This is a genomic window from Dankookia sp. P2 (genome assembly GCF_050632255.1).
GTDB lineage: Bacteria > Pseudomonadota > Alphaproteobacteria > Acetobacterales > Acetobacteraceae > Paracraurococcus.
The window spans coordinates 209680-224926 of record NZ_CP192581.1 but is presented as its reverse complement, the minus strand read 5'-3'; the positions used below and the strand labels follow the sequence as shown (position 1 = coordinate 224926).

The window sequence follows — 15247 nt, the reverse complement described above, 5'->3', positions numbered from 1 at the left end:
GCCGCTCAGCCGGGCTTGAGGTCGCCCATCACCGTCGGGATCAGCTCCGACACTGTCGGGTGGATATGCACCGCCCGCTGCATCACCCATGCCGGCGCCTTGGCATACATCAAATCGAGCAGGCCATGGATCGCCTCGTCACCCTCGACGCCCAGAATGGCGGCGCCGAGGATTTGCCACGTCGTCGCATCGACCACGACCTTGATGAAGCCGGTGGTTTCGCCCTTCTCGACCGCGCGGTTCACCCGCGTCATCGGCCGCCGGCCGATCAGGATGTCATGCCCGGCGGCGCGCGCCTCGGCCTCCGATAGCCCGACGCGGCCGAGCGGCGGGTCGGTGAACAGCGCGTAGCAGGGCAGCCGGTCCGTCACCTTCCGCGCCGCAGCGTCCAGCAGGTTGTCGGCGACGATCTCGTAGTCGTTGTAGGCGGTATGGGTGAAGGCGCCTCGGCCATTGCATTCGCCGAGCGCCCAGACGCCGGGGACGCTGGTCTGCAGACTCTCGTCCACCGTGATGAAGCCGCGCCCGTCGCGGGTGATGCCGGCAGCTTCCAGGCCGAGATCGTCGGTGTTCGGGCGTCGCCCGGTCGCCAGCAGGAGGTGGGAGGCGTGTATGTCCGGCGTCCCTTCCAGATTGACCACAACGCCGTTCTCCCCTGGCGCGACCGCGAGGCCCTTGGCGCCGACCCGGAAGGCGACGCCCTCGGCCTCCAGCATCGCCCGGATCGCGGCGGAGACCTCCTCGTCCTCGCGCGGGATCAGCCTTGGCGCCAGTTCCACGACCGTGACGGCGCAGCCGAACCGGCGGAAGGTCTGCGCGAATTCGAGGCCGATATAGCTGCCGCCGATGATCGCCAGGTGTCGCGGCAGGATATCCAGTTGCAGCAGAGTGCTGTTGGTCAGCCAGGGCACCGTGTCCAGCCCGGGGATCGGCGGCGCCGCGGCGCGCCCGCCGACATCGAGGAAGATCCAGGGCGCCTCCAGCCGCTGCCCGTTCACCGTGACCGCATGCGGACCGGCGAAGCGGGAATGGCCATGCAGCAGGGTGATGTTCTCGGTGGTCCCGAGGGAGTGTGCCAGCCCGTCGCGCGAGCGGGCGACGACAGCGTCCATCCGGGCCTTCACCTTCGGCCAGTCGATGCCCACCTCACCCGGCAGGACGATACCGTATTCGGCGGCACGGCGCGCCTGCTGCGCCACCTTGGCGCTGGCGACCAGGGTCTTGGTCGGGGTGCAGCCGGTATTGACGCAGGTGCCGCCCAGCGCGGCACGTTCCACCATGGCGACGCGCCGCCCGGTGGCGGCCAAGCGGAAGGCGAGGAAGGGCCGGCCTGGCCGGCCCCGATCACGATCGCATCGAATGCCGCCACCGCCGCCTCCCGCCGTGTCGCATCGGAAAGCCCTGGCGGCACCGGGCGCTTCCGACGGACACGAAGTTGTTAGGCTGCGGAGAGTCCGGCGCAGAGGAAGGGCACGATCTCTGCCACCGCCCGGTCGAAGTCGCCGCTGTCGCAGGCACCGCCCGACATCGCTTCCAGCCGCCCGGTGCGCAGCAGCGTGTAGCGATAGGCCCCCATCATGAAATAGAGACGCCAGCAGAGCGTCTCATGCGTCAGGTGCGGCAGCACCCGTTGGAACTCGTCGACATAGGCCAGGGTGGTCTCGTCATAGACAGTGCTGAGCACGTCCTTCGAGATGTCGTCGGGCTCGGTATGCAGCCTCGCATGCATGCGCATGGTGGCGCGGCCTTCCGGCGTCTTGCCGTTCAGCATGAAGGGGGTGACGAAGCTGGCCACCAACTCTCCCAGCGGGATCGGCCCGCGGGCATGCGCCGCGCGAGCCTCGGCCAGCGCCTTGCTGCGGGCTTCGGTCACCTGAACCGCGCCGCGCAGATAGGCCGCCTTGAACAGATCCCGCTTGGCGCCGAAATGGTAATGCAATTGCGCGAGGTTGACCCCGGCGGCCTGCGCGATCGCCCGGGTGGACGCGGCGGAATAGCCGTGCTCGGCAAACAGCTCCTGGGCCACGTCCAGGATCCGGTCGCGCACGCTGGCGACTGCCCCGCTGGCCGGTACCTCGGGGCCTGCCGGCCTGGTCTTCTCGGTCACCGTCATCCTCGTTGAGCCCACCTTGTCCGGCGCTGCCGAATCCTATAGCGCCGCAGCCTGTCCTTGACACGACAGGCCCCTCGCGTCGAGATTTGGTCGGGCGACCGAACACGTGATGGAGACGGGCATGAGCGCAGCGCTGGACATGGACGGGGTCACGCCGATGCGCAGCCGCACCGACCCGGTCGCCCGGGCCCGCGCCATCGCCGGCATCATCGAGCGCGACGCCCCGACCATCGAGGCCAACAAGCGCTTCACGCCCGAGGTGCTGGACGCGCTGCACGGCAGCGCTTTGTTCCGCACCCTCCTGCCTCGTGCCTATAACGGGGAGGAAGTGACCCTGCCACTTTCTTCCGGATGCAGGAGGTGATCGCCGCGGCGGACGGCTCGGTCGGCTGGTGCCTCTGCCAGGCCTCCGGATGTTCCTTCTCGGCCGCCTATCTTGCGCCCGAGGCCGCTTGGGAGGTCTTTGGCGACCCACGGGCCGTGCTGGCCTGGGGCTTCGGCAACGGCGTCGCCCAGGTGGTCCCCGGCGGCTACCGCGTCTCCGGCACCTGGGGCTTTGCCAGCGGCAACCGCCATGCGACCTGGATGGGTGGGCATTGCCGCGTGGTCGAGCCGGATGGGACCATCCGCAAGAACCCGGACGGCACGCAGCACGAGCGCACGATGCTGGTGCCGCGGGAGAAGGTGCGGTTCCACGATGTCTGGAACGTGGTCGGTTTGCGCGGCACCAATAGCGACACCTACACCTTCGAGGACATCTTCGTGCCGGAGGAACTCGCCGTCTGCCGGGACAGCGACGAGGAACGCAGGATCGACGCGCCGCTGTACAAGTTCACCACCACCAACCTCTATGCCTCGGGCTTCGCCGGCGTCTCCATGGGCATCGCCCGCGGCATGCTGGATGCCTTCACCGAGATGGCGAAGACCAAGACCGCCGCGGCGATGACCAAGCCGATGCGCGAGAGCGAGGTGATCCAGAACGGCATCGCGCAATGCGAGGCCAAGCTCCGTTCGGCCGGCGCCTGGCTGGTCGAGGTGCTGGACGAGGCGCATGGCATCGCCGCCCGCACCGGCGAAATCACCATGCATGAGCGCGCCATGGTACGGCTGGCCACGACCTCGGCGATCCATCGCGCGAAGGAGGTTGCCGAATGGGCCTATCACGAGGCCGGGGCGAGCGCGATCATGGTCGGCGGGCCGTTCGAGCGGCGGATGCGGGACATTCACGCCTCGGCGCAGCAGGTACAGGGGCGGACGGCGCATCTCGAGATGTGCGGCCAGCATTTCCTCGGGATGAATCCATCCGGCCGGTTCTTTTAGGGGAGGCATGTCATGCCATTGGAAGGCCTGAACCACTACACCATCCGCCCGGTCGATCTGGAGCGGACCCGGCAATTCTATGAGGACGTGCTCGGGCTGCATGTCGGCTACCGGCCGCCGCTGAACTTCCCGGGCTACTGGCTCTATGTCGGCGACAACCCGACGGTCCATCTGATCGGTCCGCGTGCCGACGACGCGCATCCGAAGCACCGCAGAATCCGGCCCGACCGGGCTGCTCGACCACATCGCCTTCACCTGTACTGGGCTTGCCGAGATGAAGGCGCGGCTGGCCCAACGCGGCATCAAGCACGAGGAGCGGGTGATCCCGCGCGACCGGCAGACCCAGCTCTTCATCCTTGATCCCGACGGCGTGGCGGTCGAGCTGAACTACCCGCCGGAGGAAACGCCCGCCGCCGCGTGATCGACCGCCGCTTGGTCGTCCGACCGAGTCCGGTCTAGGCTTGCGGCACGGCGTCCGGAGAGGCGCCGGCCGCGAGGAAAGCCATGGTCCAGGATTTCGCCGCCGGCCGCATGGGCCGACGCAGCATGATCACCGCTGCCGGAGCGCTTGCGGCACCGCTTAGTCGGGCGCAGGGCATATGGCCCGAACGCCCCGTCACGCTGGTCTGCTGCTTCCCGCCGGGCGGGTCCACCGATACCTCAGCGCGGCTGGTGGCGCCCGGCATGGCCGAGATCCTCGGCAAGCCGGTAGTGGTCGAGAACCGCGCCGGCGCCGGCGGCAATATCGGCATCGGCTATGTCGCCCGCGCCGCGGCGGATGGCTACACGCTGCTCTGCGCCAGCAGCGTCTTCGTGGTGAATGCCAGCCTCTACCGCAACGCGCCCTACGACCCCTACCGCGACTTCGCCCCGGTCGGCACGCTCGGCGCCTCGCCCAACCTGATCTGCGTGCGGGCCGACAGCGGCATCACCTCTCTGGCGCAGCTGATTGCCCTCGCGAAGGCGCAGCCGGAGCGCTTCAACTACGCCAGCCCGGGCATCGGCACGACGCCGCACCTGGCCGGAGAGGTGCTGAAGCTGCGCACCGGGATCCAGATGCAGCACATCCCCTTCCTCGGTGCCGGGCCGGCGGTGCAGGCGATCCTGGCCGGGACGGTGGAGGTGCTGGTCGCCAGCCAGGGCGGCTCGGTCGAGGCAGCGCGGGCCAGCGGCCGGACTCTGGCCTTGGCGCAGACCGGCGCGACCCGCTCGCCCGACCTGCCGGATGTGCCGACGCTCGGCGAAGCTCGGCATCCCCGACGCGGTGTCGGAGACCTTCAACGCGCTCTATGCGCCGGCCGGGACGCCGGCGCCGGTCGTCGAGCGCCTGGCGTCCGCGGTACTGGCGGTGCTGGCGCGGCCCGATGTCGCGCAGCGCTACCGCGTGGCGGGTGTTCCGGTGGTGCCGGAGGGCGCGGAGGGACTGAAGGTGCGGGTGGCGCGGGAAGTCCCCTCTGGCGCGAGGTGATCCGGCAGGCGAAGATCGCGGTGGAATGAGGGGGACGTCGCCGTGAGCCAGGAATGGCATGAAATCGTGGTGGAGGCGCTGAAGGCGAACGACATCCGCCTGATTCCCTATGTGCCGGACAACGTGCTGAAGCCGCTGATCGCCGCCATCCACGCCGATCCCTACTTCACCGCCTTCACCACGGCGCGGGAGGAGGAGGCGGTCGGCATCGTCGCCGGCGGCGCCATGGCGGGAATGCGCGGCATGGTGCTGATGCAGACCAGCGGCTTCGCCACCTTGGCCAATGTCCTGGCCAGCCTGCCCTGCGCCTACCAGATCCCGGTGCTGCTGATGGTCAGCGAGCGCGGCACGCTGGGCGAGTTCAACATCGGCCAGGCGGCGGTCTGGCGGACCATGCGGCCGACCCTGGAGTCGCTCGGGATGGAGCACCACGTGATCACCCGGCTCGACGAATGCGGCTTCATCGTCGACCGCACGATCAAGCAGGCGCTGCTGACGCAGCAGCCGGCGGCGCTGATCCTCTCGCCGCTGCTGACCGGCGGGAAGGCCTCGCCCGTGAAGGCGGGGGCTGAGCCATGGCGGACAATACCCACCGCATGAACCGCTTCGACCTGATGCAGCGGATGGTCGCGCGCCTCAGGCAGGAGGAAGCCGTCATCGGCGGCATCGGTCATACCAATTTCGACCTCTGGTCGGCGGGGCACCGGCCGCAAAATTTCTACATGCTGGGCAGCATGGGGCTGGCGGTGCCGATCGCCCTCGGCGTGGCCCTGGCGCAGCCGCAGCGGCGCGTCTTCGCGCTGGAGGGTGACGGGTCGATCCTGATGCAGCTCGGCTGTTTGGCGACGGTGGCGACCCTGCGGCCGAAGAACCTGACCATCCTGGTGATGGATAACGGCAGCTACCAGATCACCGGCGGCCAACCGACGCCGGCGGCGGGCAGCGCGGATTACGTGGCGATCGCGCGCGGCTGCGGGCTGGCGAACTCGGTCTGGGCGAAGGACGAGACGGATTTCGAGCGGCTGGTGGAGGCAAGCCTGGCCGGCGAGGGGCCGAACCTGATCGGCCTGAAGCTGGACGATGCGAAGCCCCCGACTCAGACGGAGCGCGACCCGGCGCAGATCCGCGACCGGTTCATGCGCGGCATGGGCGCGAAGACAAGCAAGCTGCCGGGATAGCGGGCGGGGAGCGCTCGCCGCGCCCCGCTACACCACCTCGACCTTCGCCGCCCGGGCGATGTCTCCCCACTTCTGCCGCTCGGCCAGCATGAAGGCGAGCTGCGCCGCCAGGAGTCATCGCCTGCGTCCCGGCCCCCATCTCCGCCAGCCGCGCGACATATGCCTCGTCAAGCGCCACGCGGTTGATCGCCGCGTTCAGCGTCGCCACCAGCTCCGGCGGAGTCGCCTTCGGCGCCATGTAGGCGTACCAGGCGACGTAATCCGTCTGGTCCAGGCCAAGCTCGATCGCCGTCGGCACCTCCGGCGCCCGGGGCGAACGATCGCGCGAGGTCACCGCGAGCGGCCGCAGCCGGCCGGCGCTGATATGCCCCCAGCCGGCGCCGAGGCTGTCCACCATCACCGGCACCCGCCCTGCCACCACGTCCAGCTGCGCCGGCGGCGTGCCGCGATAGGGCACCGCGGGGATGTCGAGCCCGTGCCGCAGCTTGAAGCCCTCGACGATCAGGTGGTTGATCGTCCCCGCGCTCGGCAGCGCGTAGTCCAGCTTGCCCGGAGCGACGCGGGCGCGCTCGACCAGCTCGCCCAGGCTGCGTGGGCCACTTTCCGGGTTCGCCACCCAGACCATGGGAGAGGTCACCGGGCAGGCCACTGCCGCCAGGTCTTCCACCGGGTCCAGCGGCATGCCGCGATAGACGCTGACATTGATGGAAAGCGAGCCGATCGCGGCGAAGAGGATGGTGTGGCCGTCGGGCGCTGAGCGCTGGACTTCCTGCATGCCGATATTGCCATTGGCGCCGGGTCGGTTCTCGACCACCACCGGGACGCCCAGGATCTCGCTCAGCCGCGGCGTCTTCAGCCGGGCGTAATTGTCGAAGCCGCCGGTGACGGAGGGCACGATGATGCGGATCGGGCGATTGGGCCAGGCTTGCGCGCGGGCGCCCAGCGCAGGCAGCGCCAGGGAGGCGCCGAGCAGGGCGCGGCGGGGCAGGGGCATCGGGTTTCCTCGGGCGTGTCCTTCCCGGCAGCCTAGCAGCGCCGCTTGACAGGGCAATGCGGGCGTCAGCAGGCTGCCCGCCTGCACCGGCCGCGAGAGCCGACCACCTGGAGGATGCCCCGATGCCCGCCCGCTTCCCCGGCCACGAGCCGCGCGGCACCATCCCCGCCGTGCTGCTGCCCTTCCACGACGACCTCTCGATCGACGAGGTGTCCTACCGCGCGCATCTCCGCGACGTGGCGTCGGTGCGCGGCGTCACCGCCATCACCACCAATGCGCATGCCTCGGAAGTCGCCTCCTGCGACCCGGAGGAGCAGGAGCGGGTGCTGGCGGTCACGCTTGAGGAGATCGGCGACCAGATCCCCGTGGTGAACGGCATCTATGCCGACGGCACGCTGCAGGCGGTGCGGCTGGCGAAGCGGGCCGCGGCCGGAGGCGCCTCGGCGCTGCTCGTCTTTCCGCCCGGGGTGCTGGCGCGCGGCAATGCGGCACGGCCTGACTGTCTCGCCGACCATGTCCGCGCCATCGCCGCCGCCACCGACCTGCCGCTGATCGTTTTCCAGTATCCGGCGGTGACCGGCCTGACCTATCCGCTGGAGACGCTGGTCAGGCTGGCCGAGGAGGTGCCGAGCTTCCGCGCCATCAAGGACTGGTGCAACGACCCGGCGCTGGCGGAGCGGCATATCGAGGTGCTGCACGGCCTGCGCCGGCCGGTGAACGTATTGTCGACGCACAGCGCCTGGCTCTTCGCCTCGCTCGTCACCGGCGCGGCTGGGCTGCTCTCCGGCTCCGGCAGCGTCATTGCCGAGCTGCAGGCGCGACTGTTCGATGCGGTGCAGGCCGGCGACATGGCGGCGGCGCAGACGCTCAATGCCCGGATCCGCCCGACCGCGCAGGTCTTCTATGCCGACCCTTTCTTTGACATGCACAACCGCATGAAGGAGGCCCTGGTGCTGCTCGGCAAGCTGCCCCGCGCCGTGGTCCGCCCGCCGCTGAAGAAGCTGGAGCAGATGGAGATCCGCCGCATCGCCGACGCCCTGGTGGCGGCTGGGCTGCTGGAGCGCACGCGCCTGGCAGCCGAGTAGCAAACCTACAGAAAACGAAGGGGGTTTGGGGGAAGCGCCTTCCCCCAACCTTCCTTTTTCCTACTGCATCGCCGCCCGGTACTTCTCCAGCATCTGCGCGCCCTCGGGCCCCGCCCGCTGCGCCCATTCCCCGGTCAGCGTCTCGCCGATCGTCTTCAGCTCCACCATCATCTGGTCCGACGGCGCCGGCAGCAGCATGCCCTTCTCGCGCAGCCGGTCGGACTGCACGACCTCCGCCTGTTTCGCCAATTCCTTGCCGCGCGTCGCCGCCGTCGCCGCGGCGGCGAGCAGCGCGGCGCGGGTGGGCGCATCCAGCGCTTGCAGCGCGCGGGTATTGGCGAAAACCGCATTCCGCGTCCGCATGCCGCCGACATTGTACCAGTACTTCGTGAAGTCCCAGGCGGTGACGTTCACCCCGCTCTGCGCCGAGGTGAACATGGAGGTTATGACGTTGGTGGCGAAGGCCTGGCTGACCTCGGCCAGCTGCACCGTCACCGGGGTCGCGCCCATCAGCTCCGCCATCCGGCCGGTGACGTTGTTGTAGGCGCGGAAGCGGGTGCCCTTCAGGTCCTGCACGCTGCGGAGCTCGGTCTTCGCGTAGAAGCCCTGCGCGTCCCAATGCACCATGTAGAGCAGGCTCAGCCCCTGGCGCTCCAGCCGGGCGCGGACATAGGGCTCGGTCGCCGTGTTCAGCGCCTCGGCCTGCGGCCAGGTCCAGGCCAGGAAGGGGACGCCGTCCACCTCGAAGAAGGGATCCTCGTTCGCATAGGCGCTCAGCAGGACCTCGCCGAGCTGCACCTGGCCGGTCTGCACGCCGCGCTTGATCTGGCCCATCGGCAGCAGCGTGGCATTGTTGTGCAGCTGGATCGCCAGCTTGCCTTCGGTCGCCTTCTCCACATCGGCGATGAAGGCGCGGATATTGGCTGTGTGGAAATTCTCGGCGTAGGGCGTTGCCATCACCCATTTGGTCTGGGCGGCGGCAGGGGCGGCAAGCAAGGCGGAAATTCCCAGCACTCCGGCCCATCTGGTCCAGCGGTTCATCGGCTTCGTCTCCCGGCAAGGATGGCGTTGTCGCTGGCGTATCCTACAGGGAAGGTTCCATGGCCGGCGTGACACGGCAAGGCTTGCCGCCAGTGCATTCCCCGCCCGATGATCCGGCGCCTGCCAGAGAGTCGCCCGATGCCCGACACCCATGCCCCCAGCCCCGCCCGCCTGGTGATCCAGCAGCCGGAGGAAGCGCGCAGCTTCTGGCAGCCGGTACCGGCCAACGGCTTCGTCCGCTGCCTGCTGGACCAGGCGAATACAGGGTCGGAGACCCCCTTCGCCTTTGGCACTCAGACCGTGGATCCCGGCTGTCATGTGCGGGAACACATGCATGACGCGAACGAGGAAGTGATCTTCGTCATCGCCGGGGAGGGCGAGGCGCATGTCGAGGGCGGGGTGCATCCAATGCGGCCGAACAGTTGCTTCTTCTTCCCGCGCAACCGGCCGCACTCCTTCCGCAACACCGGCACGGCGCCGCTGACCTTCGTCTGGTGCATCCTGCCGGGCGGACTCGAGACCTTCTTCGCCCGCATCGGCCGCCCGCGTGCGGAGGGCGACACGCCGCCGGCGCCCTTCCCGCGCCCGGAGAATGTCCTGGAGATCGAGGCGGAGACGGTCTTCGGCAGCCTGCCGCCGAAAGGCTAGCCGCGCGCCGCTGCCGGTTTGATCCTGGGCAAAGCTTGACTTCGACGCGGCGACGCTCGGTCAGACAACCGAGGGCCTTTGGGCGGAAATGGCGTCGGGCAGCACGACGGTGGCGCGGAATACCGGCTGCATCCCAATCGCGCCGGTTGCTTGGCGAGGGCGATGGCCCCCAAGTTTTCCGCTATGCTGCCCGGGCTGCTTTCGCTCAAGCCCGGGCGCGATAGCGTGGCGCTACCTCACGGCGTGACGGGTTGGGGCCCATCGCCAGCCTTGCCGCGTTGTAGGTGGTCCATTGTGCCTCCTCGGCCAGCGGCGGGATGGTCACGGTCTCGCCGCGGTCGAGACCGAGCAGGGCCGCGTCGACGAGGTTGCCCGCCTCCATCACCATCTCGGACGGGAAGGCGTTCACATCGGTGCCGGAGCGCTCCCAGATCTCGGTACGCGTCGCGCCGGGCAGCACCGCCTGCACATGCACGCCAGCGTCGCGCAGCCGGTTGGCGAGCGAGAGCGACAGGTTCAGGATATAGGCTTTGGAGCCGCTATAGACGCCGTCATAGATCTCCGGCGCCAGCGCCAGGACGGAAGCGATATTGACGACGGCGCCGGCGCGCCGGGCGGCGAAGGCCCTCGCTGCGGCGCCGGCCAACAAGGTGGGGGCGGTGACGTTCAGCGCGATCAGCCGTTGAACCTCGGCGGGCCCGTTCTCCAGCAGCCCGCCCTTCATCGACATCCCGGCATTGTTGACCAGCAGAGTGATGGCGGGGTCGGTCGCCAGCCGGTCGGAAACCAGCGCCAGGGCCGCGGACTCGGTCAGGTCGGCCGGCAGGACCTCGACGGTGCGGCCGCTCTCGGCACGCAGCCGCGCGGCCAGGGCTTCCATCCGCCCGGCATCGCGGGCGACCAGGATCAGGTCGTGGCCACGGCGGGCGAGACGGTCGGCGTAGACCGCGCCGAGGCCGGTCGAGGCGCCGGTAACGAGCGCGGTACCAAGGGGGACGGTGCTCATCTCGGGACATCTCCTGCGGGTTTGACGACTGACCGGATGCTGGTCATTTTACTTGCATCATGCAAGTTTACCCCGGGCGCGATGACGTGGATGGGAGGATCCAGGCGCCCGGTCCACCGCACCCCGCTCCGACCTCCTCCCGGCAAGATTTAGGGCACGCGCCCGCACGGGCCTTTGCCATCGGCAGCAGGAGGAGGCGGTCCATGCCAGAACCGCCGGCCCCGCTCAGGCCTGGGTCTCGGGCAGCCGCACCTCGAGGCCATGCAGCGCCTCGGTGATCTGGATCTGGCAGGAAAGCCGCCGCCCCGGAGGCCGCGTGCCCAGCGCATCCTCGATCATGTCGCCCTCGTCCAGGCCGGGGCCGCCGACCACTTCCCGCCAGGGCTCCGCCACATCCACCATGCAGGAGGCGCAGGCGAGGCTGCCCGCCGCAATCCGCCGGTAGCCTCGCCACATTGTGCCGCACCCCGACCAGCATGACCGTGTCGTCCTCGCCGGACTCGAAGTCCTGTCGGCTGCCATCCGGCTGGATGAAGGTGATCCGCGCCATAGCCTGCCCCTTCCGCTGCGGCGCCGGTCTCACCCAGCCGGACGTCGGGCGCAAGCCGGGCACGGGACTTCCGGCGCAAGCCGCACCGGTGCAGGCTGCGCGCCCGAGGATGGAGAGCGAGAAGCATGGCCTACAAGCCGTTCCGACTTGGCGGGAAAGGTGGCGCTGGTCACCGGCGGCAATGGCGGGATCGGCCTTGGAATGGCCCAGGCCATGGCGGAGGCCGGCGCCGACATCGCCATCTGGGGTACAAATGCGGCGAAGAACGCCACCGCTCGCGCCCAGCTCGAGGCCTGCGGCGGCCGGGTCCTCGCCCTCGAATGCAACGTTGCCGAGGAAGCCGAGGTCGAGGCCGGCTTCGCCGAGACGCTGCGGGTGCTCGGCCGGGTCGATGGCTGCTTCGCCAATGCCGGCGTCTCCGGCGGCCGCAGCGGCCCCTTCGTCGATCGTACGGTCGAGGATTGGGACCGCGTGCTGGACATCAACCTGCGGGGCGCCTTCCTCACCTTCCGCGCCGCCGCCCGGCACATGAAGGCGCGGGCCGAGGCGGGCGACAAGGGCGGCGTGCTGGTCGGCACCGCCTCGCTCGCGGCGATCGAGGGCGCGGCGCGGAACGAGCATTACGGCGCCTCCAAGGGAGGCATGACCGCGATGGTCCGGGCGCTTGCGGTCGAGCTCGCCCGCTACGGCGTGCGCTCCAATTCCATCCTGCCCGGCTGGATCGAGACGGACATGACCGCGCGCGCCACCAACGACCCGGAATTCGCCGGCAACGTCCTGCCGCGCGTGCCGATGCGGCGCTGGGGGACGGGCGCGGATTTCGGCGGCATCGCGGTCTACCTGATGAGCGGCGCCTCGGCCTTCCACACCGGCGACACCTTCGTCATCGACGGCGGCTACGCGCTGTACTGAGCGGGCGCGCCCCTGGACCGGGCCGCGGCTTCCGGTCCAGGCTCGGTGCCCGCGAACCGGACCGGCGCCAAGCGCCGGCCGCTTGGGAGGAACCATCATGGCACGCCGTTTCATCGATATCTCGGTGCCGCTCAAGGCCGGCATCCGCTCCGATCCGCCGGAGATGCTGCCGCAAATCGAGTACGTCGATCATCACCAGTCGGCGCCCCGCATGGCGGCCTATATGGGCGTGCCGGTCGAGGCCATGCCGGAGGGTGAATACGCCGCGGTGGAGCGGGTGAACATCAGCACCCATAACGGCACCCATCTGGATGCACCCTACCACTACTTCTCCCGCATGAACGAGCGGCTGGTGCCGGGTGGCGAGCCGTCCTGGCGGATCGACGAGGTGCCGCTGGAGTGGTGCCACAACCCCGGCGTCAAGCTCGACTTCCGGCACTTCGAGGATGGCTACGTGGTGCAGCCGGCGGATGTCGAGGCCGAGCTTAAGCAGATCGGGCATGAGCTGAAGCCGCTCGAGATCGTCGTGGTGAATACCCGTGCCGGGTCGCGCTACGGCGAGGAGGATTTCATCGATGCCGGCTGCGGCATGGGCAAGGCGGCGACGCTTTGGCTGCTGGAACGCGGCATCCGCCTCGTTGGCACTGATGGCTGGTCCTGGGACGCGCCGTTCAGCCATACCAAGCGCCGGGTCGCGGCGACCGGCGATGCCGGGCTGATCTGGGAGGGCCATCGGGCGGGACGGGAGATCGGCTATTCCCACCTCGAGAAGCTCAGCAACCTCGAGTCGCTGCCGGCGGACGGGTTCCAGGTGGTCTGCTTTCCGGTGAAGGTGCATCGCGGCTCGGCCGGCTGGACCCGGGCGGTGGCGATCATCGATGAGTGAGGCCGGGCAGGAGGGGATCCCGCAGCATGCCTGGCTGGTGGACCGCCGGAGAGGGTGCCAGGCATGCCTTCCTCCGGCCGCCGCTCAGACCTGGGCGAACAAGCGACGCAGCGCCGGCATGGCCTGCTGCAGCACGCAGCGCTCGCCTTCCTCAAGCCGATCGAGGCCGGCATGGAGGCGGCTGAACAGCGCGGTGCGGACCGACGTGGTGATCTCTTGGCCACGCTCGGTGAGGACGAGTTGCATGCGGCGGCGCGAGGTCGGGTGGCGGCTGCGGAGCACGTAGCCTTCGGCGGCGAAGCTTCACCAGCATGACCGAGGCTGTGGGGAGACGGACGCCGAGATAGGCGGCGACTTCGGAGAGCGAGGCGCCGGGCGCGAGCAGCAGGTAGTTCAGGATGCGGAACTGCGGCGGCGTCAGGCGGCCGTCAGGGACGGCGCGGACAGCCTCGGTCGCCATGATGCGGTTCGCCGTCATCATCATGGCGAGCAGGGCAGGGGGTAGGTCTTCCCGCGGCGGAGACTCGCCCGGCGTGGCGCTGGTTGAGAGGATCTGGATGGACGGCGCAATCGGTCCTGCGCCCTGGACATTCCGTGAGTTGCATGGCTCACCGACTATCGAAGCCTGTGCGCGCTTCTTCAAGCGCAACGAGTTGCTCCGACGGGGCCAGGAAGTAACGAGTTCATCATGAATCTGTCGGTCGATTGACCAATGACATATTGCGTACATTTTTGTATCGGTTCCCGGCAACCACGACACTTTCGCGTCAAACCCGCGGGTAACGGCCGATTCCACGTCGAGATGCTCATCCGGCGGCTGCCTGCAAAGGCGCGGATGCACGCCAAACATCCGTTCGGCTTGCTCTGGCTGCTCGCAAGTTGCGTGTGGTCCCTAACGATATCGTGACGAACCCGCGCAAAGCCGCGGAACGCAAAGGCCTCAGCCTCTCTGGTTCGCGATCAAAATGGCTGGTTGGCCGCCCAAATTCTCCGTGCCGGTCTGACGATTCGGGTCCGAGATCGGCGCCCTTGCAACGAAGGCGGACGCAACGCCGTGGAGGACTCCCTCGTCCAGCACCATCACCCGTCGCGGCCTTCCGGGCGGAGCCGCACCGCTCGTCACCCTAACGAGCCTGGCGTCCGCCCAGCCTCCCTGAAGGCCGAGCCGTCCCGTCAGGGTGATCGTGCCCTTCCCGCCGGGCGGCGCCACCGACATGCTGGCCCGGCTGGTCACCCAGCGACTCGGCGATAGGCTCGATCCATCGCTGGTTATCGAGAATCGGCCCGGCGGCAGTGGCGTGGTCGGCAGCCAAGTGCTGCTCGGCGCCCCCGCGGATGGTCATTTGCTGATCCTGGCGACCGGCAATACCCATACCGTCCTGCCGGCCGCCAATCCGAAGCTACCCTTCGACCCCACGGCCGTCGTGCCGGTGACAGGCATCGCCGCGGCGGTGATGGCGCTGGTGGCCCGGCCCTGGCACCGCCGATCTCGCACGCGTCCTCGAGAAGGCGCGGGTGGCGCGGCCCTCGCTCGCCTACGGGTCCTATGGCGTCGCCACGGTCTCCCATGCCGCCGGGGAGGGTATCCGTTTCGCCGCCGGGATAGAGCTGACCCATGATCCCTATGGCGGGGCCGGGCCTGCGGTGCTGGCCGTCACCGCCGACCAAGTGGAGTGCTGCATCGTGCCGGTCGCGGTCGCCAATCCGCAGCGCAGCCGCTGCATGATCCTGGCTGTGGCCAGCCCGCAGCGCTTCCCGCTGGTGCCGGACCCGCCGACGCTGACCGAGGCCGGCCTGCCGGTCGTGGCGGATTTCTGGATCGGCTTGCTCGCCGCCCCCGGCACGCCGCCCGCGATCGCCGAGAGCCTGGATGCCGCGGTCGTCGCGGTACTCGGCGGCGACTTCGCCGAAACACTGCGGACCAACGGCTTCAGCCCGCTCGGCGACGGCCCGGTCCGCTTCGCCGCCTATTGGGCCGAGGAGCCGATCCGCTGGAGGAAGGTGGTGCGCGAGGCCTGGATCACCATCGAGGGATAGACCGGACCG

Annotated in this window: 19 protein-coding genes and 1 pseudogene; 12 read left to right on the top strand and 8 right to left on the bottom strand. The window is 69.3% G+C overall.

The window, feature by feature from the left end:
* Window positions 1-5: 5 nt before the first annotated feature.
* Entirely contained in the window at window positions 6-1307 is a 1302-nt protein-coding gene (locus ACQ86J_RS01220) for an FAD-containing oxidoreductase (RefSeq protein WP_431269706.1), read from the bottom strand.
* A 131-nt stretch (window positions 1308-1438) separates the two neighbouring features.
* Window positions 1439-2113 (bottom strand): TetR/AcrR family transcriptional regulator, encoded by a 675-nt coding sequence (locus ACQ86J_RS01215; RefSeq protein ID WP_431269705.1) that lies wholly within the window; start codon window positions 2111-2113, stop codon window positions 1439-1441.
* 121 nt (window positions 2114-2234) lie between these two features.
* Here ACQ86J_RS01215 and ACQ86J_RS01210 point away from each other — a divergent pair, with 121 nt between their 5' ends.
* From ACQ86J_RS01210 to ACQ86J_RS01185, 6 genes are all read left to right on the top strand, one after another.
* On the top strand, window positions 2235-2477 hold the full coding sequence (locus ACQ86J_RS01210; protein WP_431269704.1) for a hypothetical protein: 243 nt from the start codon (window positions 2235-2237) through the stop codon (window positions 2475-2477).
* On the top strand, window positions 2465-3433 hold the full coding sequence (locus ACQ86J_RS01205) for an acyl-CoA dehydrogenase family protein (RefSeq protein ID WP_431269703.1): 969 nt from the start codon (window positions 2465-2467) through the stop codon (window positions 3431-3433). The genes ACQ86J_RS01210 and ACQ86J_RS01205 overlap by 13 nt, the downstream gene beginning before the upstream one ends.
* A 12-nt stretch (window positions 3434-3445) precedes the next feature.
* Window positions 3446-3793, top strand: a complete 348-nt coding sequence (locus tag ACQ86J_RS01200; protein ID WP_431269702.1) for a VOC family protein — start codon at window positions 3446-3448, stop codon at window positions 3791-3793.
* A gap of 144 nt (window positions 3794-3937) precedes the next feature.
* Window positions 3938-4930 carry a Bug family tripartite tricarboxylate transporter substrate binding protein gene (locus ACQ86J_RS01195; RefSeq protein ID WP_431269701.1) on the top strand — a complete coding sequence of 331 codons (993 nt, stop codon included), beginning with the start codon at window positions 3938-3940 and terminating at the stop codon, window positions 4928-4930.
* Window positions 4931-4943: 13 nt separating this feature from the next.
* Window positions 4944-5501: a thiamine pyrophosphate-binding protein gene (locus ACQ86J_RS01190; RefSeq protein WP_431269700.1), complete on the top strand. Its 558-nt coding sequence runs from the start codon at window positions 4944-4946 to the stop codon at window positions 5499-5501.
* Entirely contained in the window at window positions 5477-6079 is a 603-nt protein-coding gene (locus ACQ86J_RS01185; RefSeq protein ID WP_431269699.1) for a thiamine pyrophosphate-dependent enzyme, read from the top strand. The genes ACQ86J_RS01190 and ACQ86J_RS01185 overlap by 25 nt, the downstream gene beginning before the upstream one ends.
* Here ACQ86J_RS01185 and ACQ86J_RS01180 read toward each other — a convergent pair.
* Window positions 6036-7073: a Bug family tripartite tricarboxylate transporter substrate binding protein gene (locus ACQ86J_RS01180; protein WP_431269698.1), complete on the bottom strand. Its 1038-nt coding sequence runs from the start codon at window positions 7071-7073 to the stop codon at window positions 6036-6038. The genes ACQ86J_RS01185 and ACQ86J_RS01180 overlap by 44 nt on opposite strands.
* A 122-nt stretch (window positions 7074-7195) precedes the next feature.
* On the opposite strand from ACQ86J_RS01180, the gene ACQ86J_RS01175 reads away from it, so the two are divergent.
* On the top strand, window positions 7196-8158 hold the full coding sequence (locus tag ACQ86J_RS01175) for a dihydrodipicolinate synthase family protein (RefSeq protein ID WP_431269697.1): 963 nt from the start codon (window positions 7196-7198) through the stop codon (window positions 8156-8158).
* A 60-nt stretch (window positions 8159-8218) separates the two neighbouring features.
* Here ACQ86J_RS01175 and ACQ86J_RS01170 read toward each other — a convergent pair whose 3' ends face one another.
* Window positions 8219-9199, bottom strand: coding sequence for a TRAP transporter substrate-binding protein (locus tag ACQ86J_RS01170; RefSeq protein ID WP_431269696.1), 981 nt, complete (start codon window positions 9197-9199; stop codon window positions 8219-8221).
* A gap of 138 nt (window positions 9200-9337) precedes the next feature.
* On the opposite strand from ACQ86J_RS01170, the gene ACQ86J_RS01165 reads away from it, so the two are divergent.
* Entirely contained in the window at window positions 9338-9847 is a 510-nt protein-coding gene (locus tag ACQ86J_RS01165) for a cupin domain-containing protein (protein ID WP_431269695.1), read from the top strand.
* A 205-nt stretch (window positions 9848-10052) separates the two neighbouring features.
* Here ACQ86J_RS01165 and ACQ86J_RS01160 read toward each other — a convergent pair whose 3' ends face one another.
* Entirely contained in the window at window positions 10053-10853 is an 801-nt protein-coding gene (locus ACQ86J_RS01160) for an SDR family NAD(P)-dependent oxidoreductase (protein WP_431269694.1), read from the bottom strand.
* A 225-nt stretch (window positions 10854-11078) separates the two neighbouring features.
* Window positions 11079-11309 (bottom strand): hypothetical protein, encoded by a 231-nt coding sequence (locus ACQ86J_RS01155; protein WP_431269693.1) that lies wholly within the window; start codon window positions 11307-11309, stop codon window positions 11079-11081.
* Window positions 11310-11562: 253 nt separating this feature from the next.
* On the opposite strand from ACQ86J_RS01155, the gene ACQ86J_RS01150 reads away from it, so the two are divergent.
* The gene (locus ACQ86J_RS01150) at window positions 11563-12315 is read left to right on the top strand and encodes an SDR family NAD(P)-dependent oxidoreductase (protein WP_431269692.1); all 753 of its coding nucleotides are present in this window, start codon (window positions 11563-11565) and stop codon (window positions 12313-12315) included.
* Window positions 12316-12412: 97 nt separating this feature from the next.
* The gene (locus ACQ86J_RS01145) at window positions 12413-13201 is read left to right on the top strand and encodes a cyclase family protein (RefSeq protein WP_431269691.1); all 789 of its coding nucleotides are present in this window, start codon (window positions 12413-12415) and stop codon (window positions 13199-13201) included.
* Window positions 13202-13285: 84 nt separating this feature from the next.
* Here ACQ86J_RS01145 and ACQ86J_RS01140 read toward each other — a convergent pair whose 3' ends face one another.
* Window positions 13286-13483, bottom strand: coding sequence for a hypothetical protein (locus tag ACQ86J_RS01140; protein WP_431272786.1), 198 nt, complete (start codon window positions 13481-13483; stop codon window positions 13286-13288).
* Window positions 13484-13544: 61 nt separating this feature from the next.
* Window positions 13545-13661, bottom strand: a pseudogene (locus ACQ86J_RS01135) (hypothetical protein); the annotation flags it as partial.
* A 754-nt stretch (window positions 13662-14415) separates the two neighbouring features.
* Between ACQ86J_RS01135 and ACQ86J_RS01130 the strand changes: the two are divergent.
* Together ACQ86J_RS01130 and ACQ86J_RS01125 are read left to right on the top strand one after the other, a co-directional pair.
* Window positions 14416-14820 (top strand): tripartite tricarboxylate transporter substrate-binding protein, encoded by a 405-nt coding sequence (locus ACQ86J_RS01130; RefSeq protein WP_431272697.1) that lies wholly within the window; start codon window positions 14416-14418, stop codon window positions 14818-14820.
* A complete protein-coding gene (locus ACQ86J_RS01125; RefSeq protein WP_431269690.1) occupies window positions 14717-15238 on the top strand; it encodes a Bug family tripartite tricarboxylate transporter substrate binding protein in 522 nt (173 codons plus the stop codon). Before ACQ86J_RS01130 ends, ACQ86J_RS01125 begins: the two co-directional genes overlap by 104 nt.
* Window positions 15239-15247: the final 9 nt, after the last annotated feature.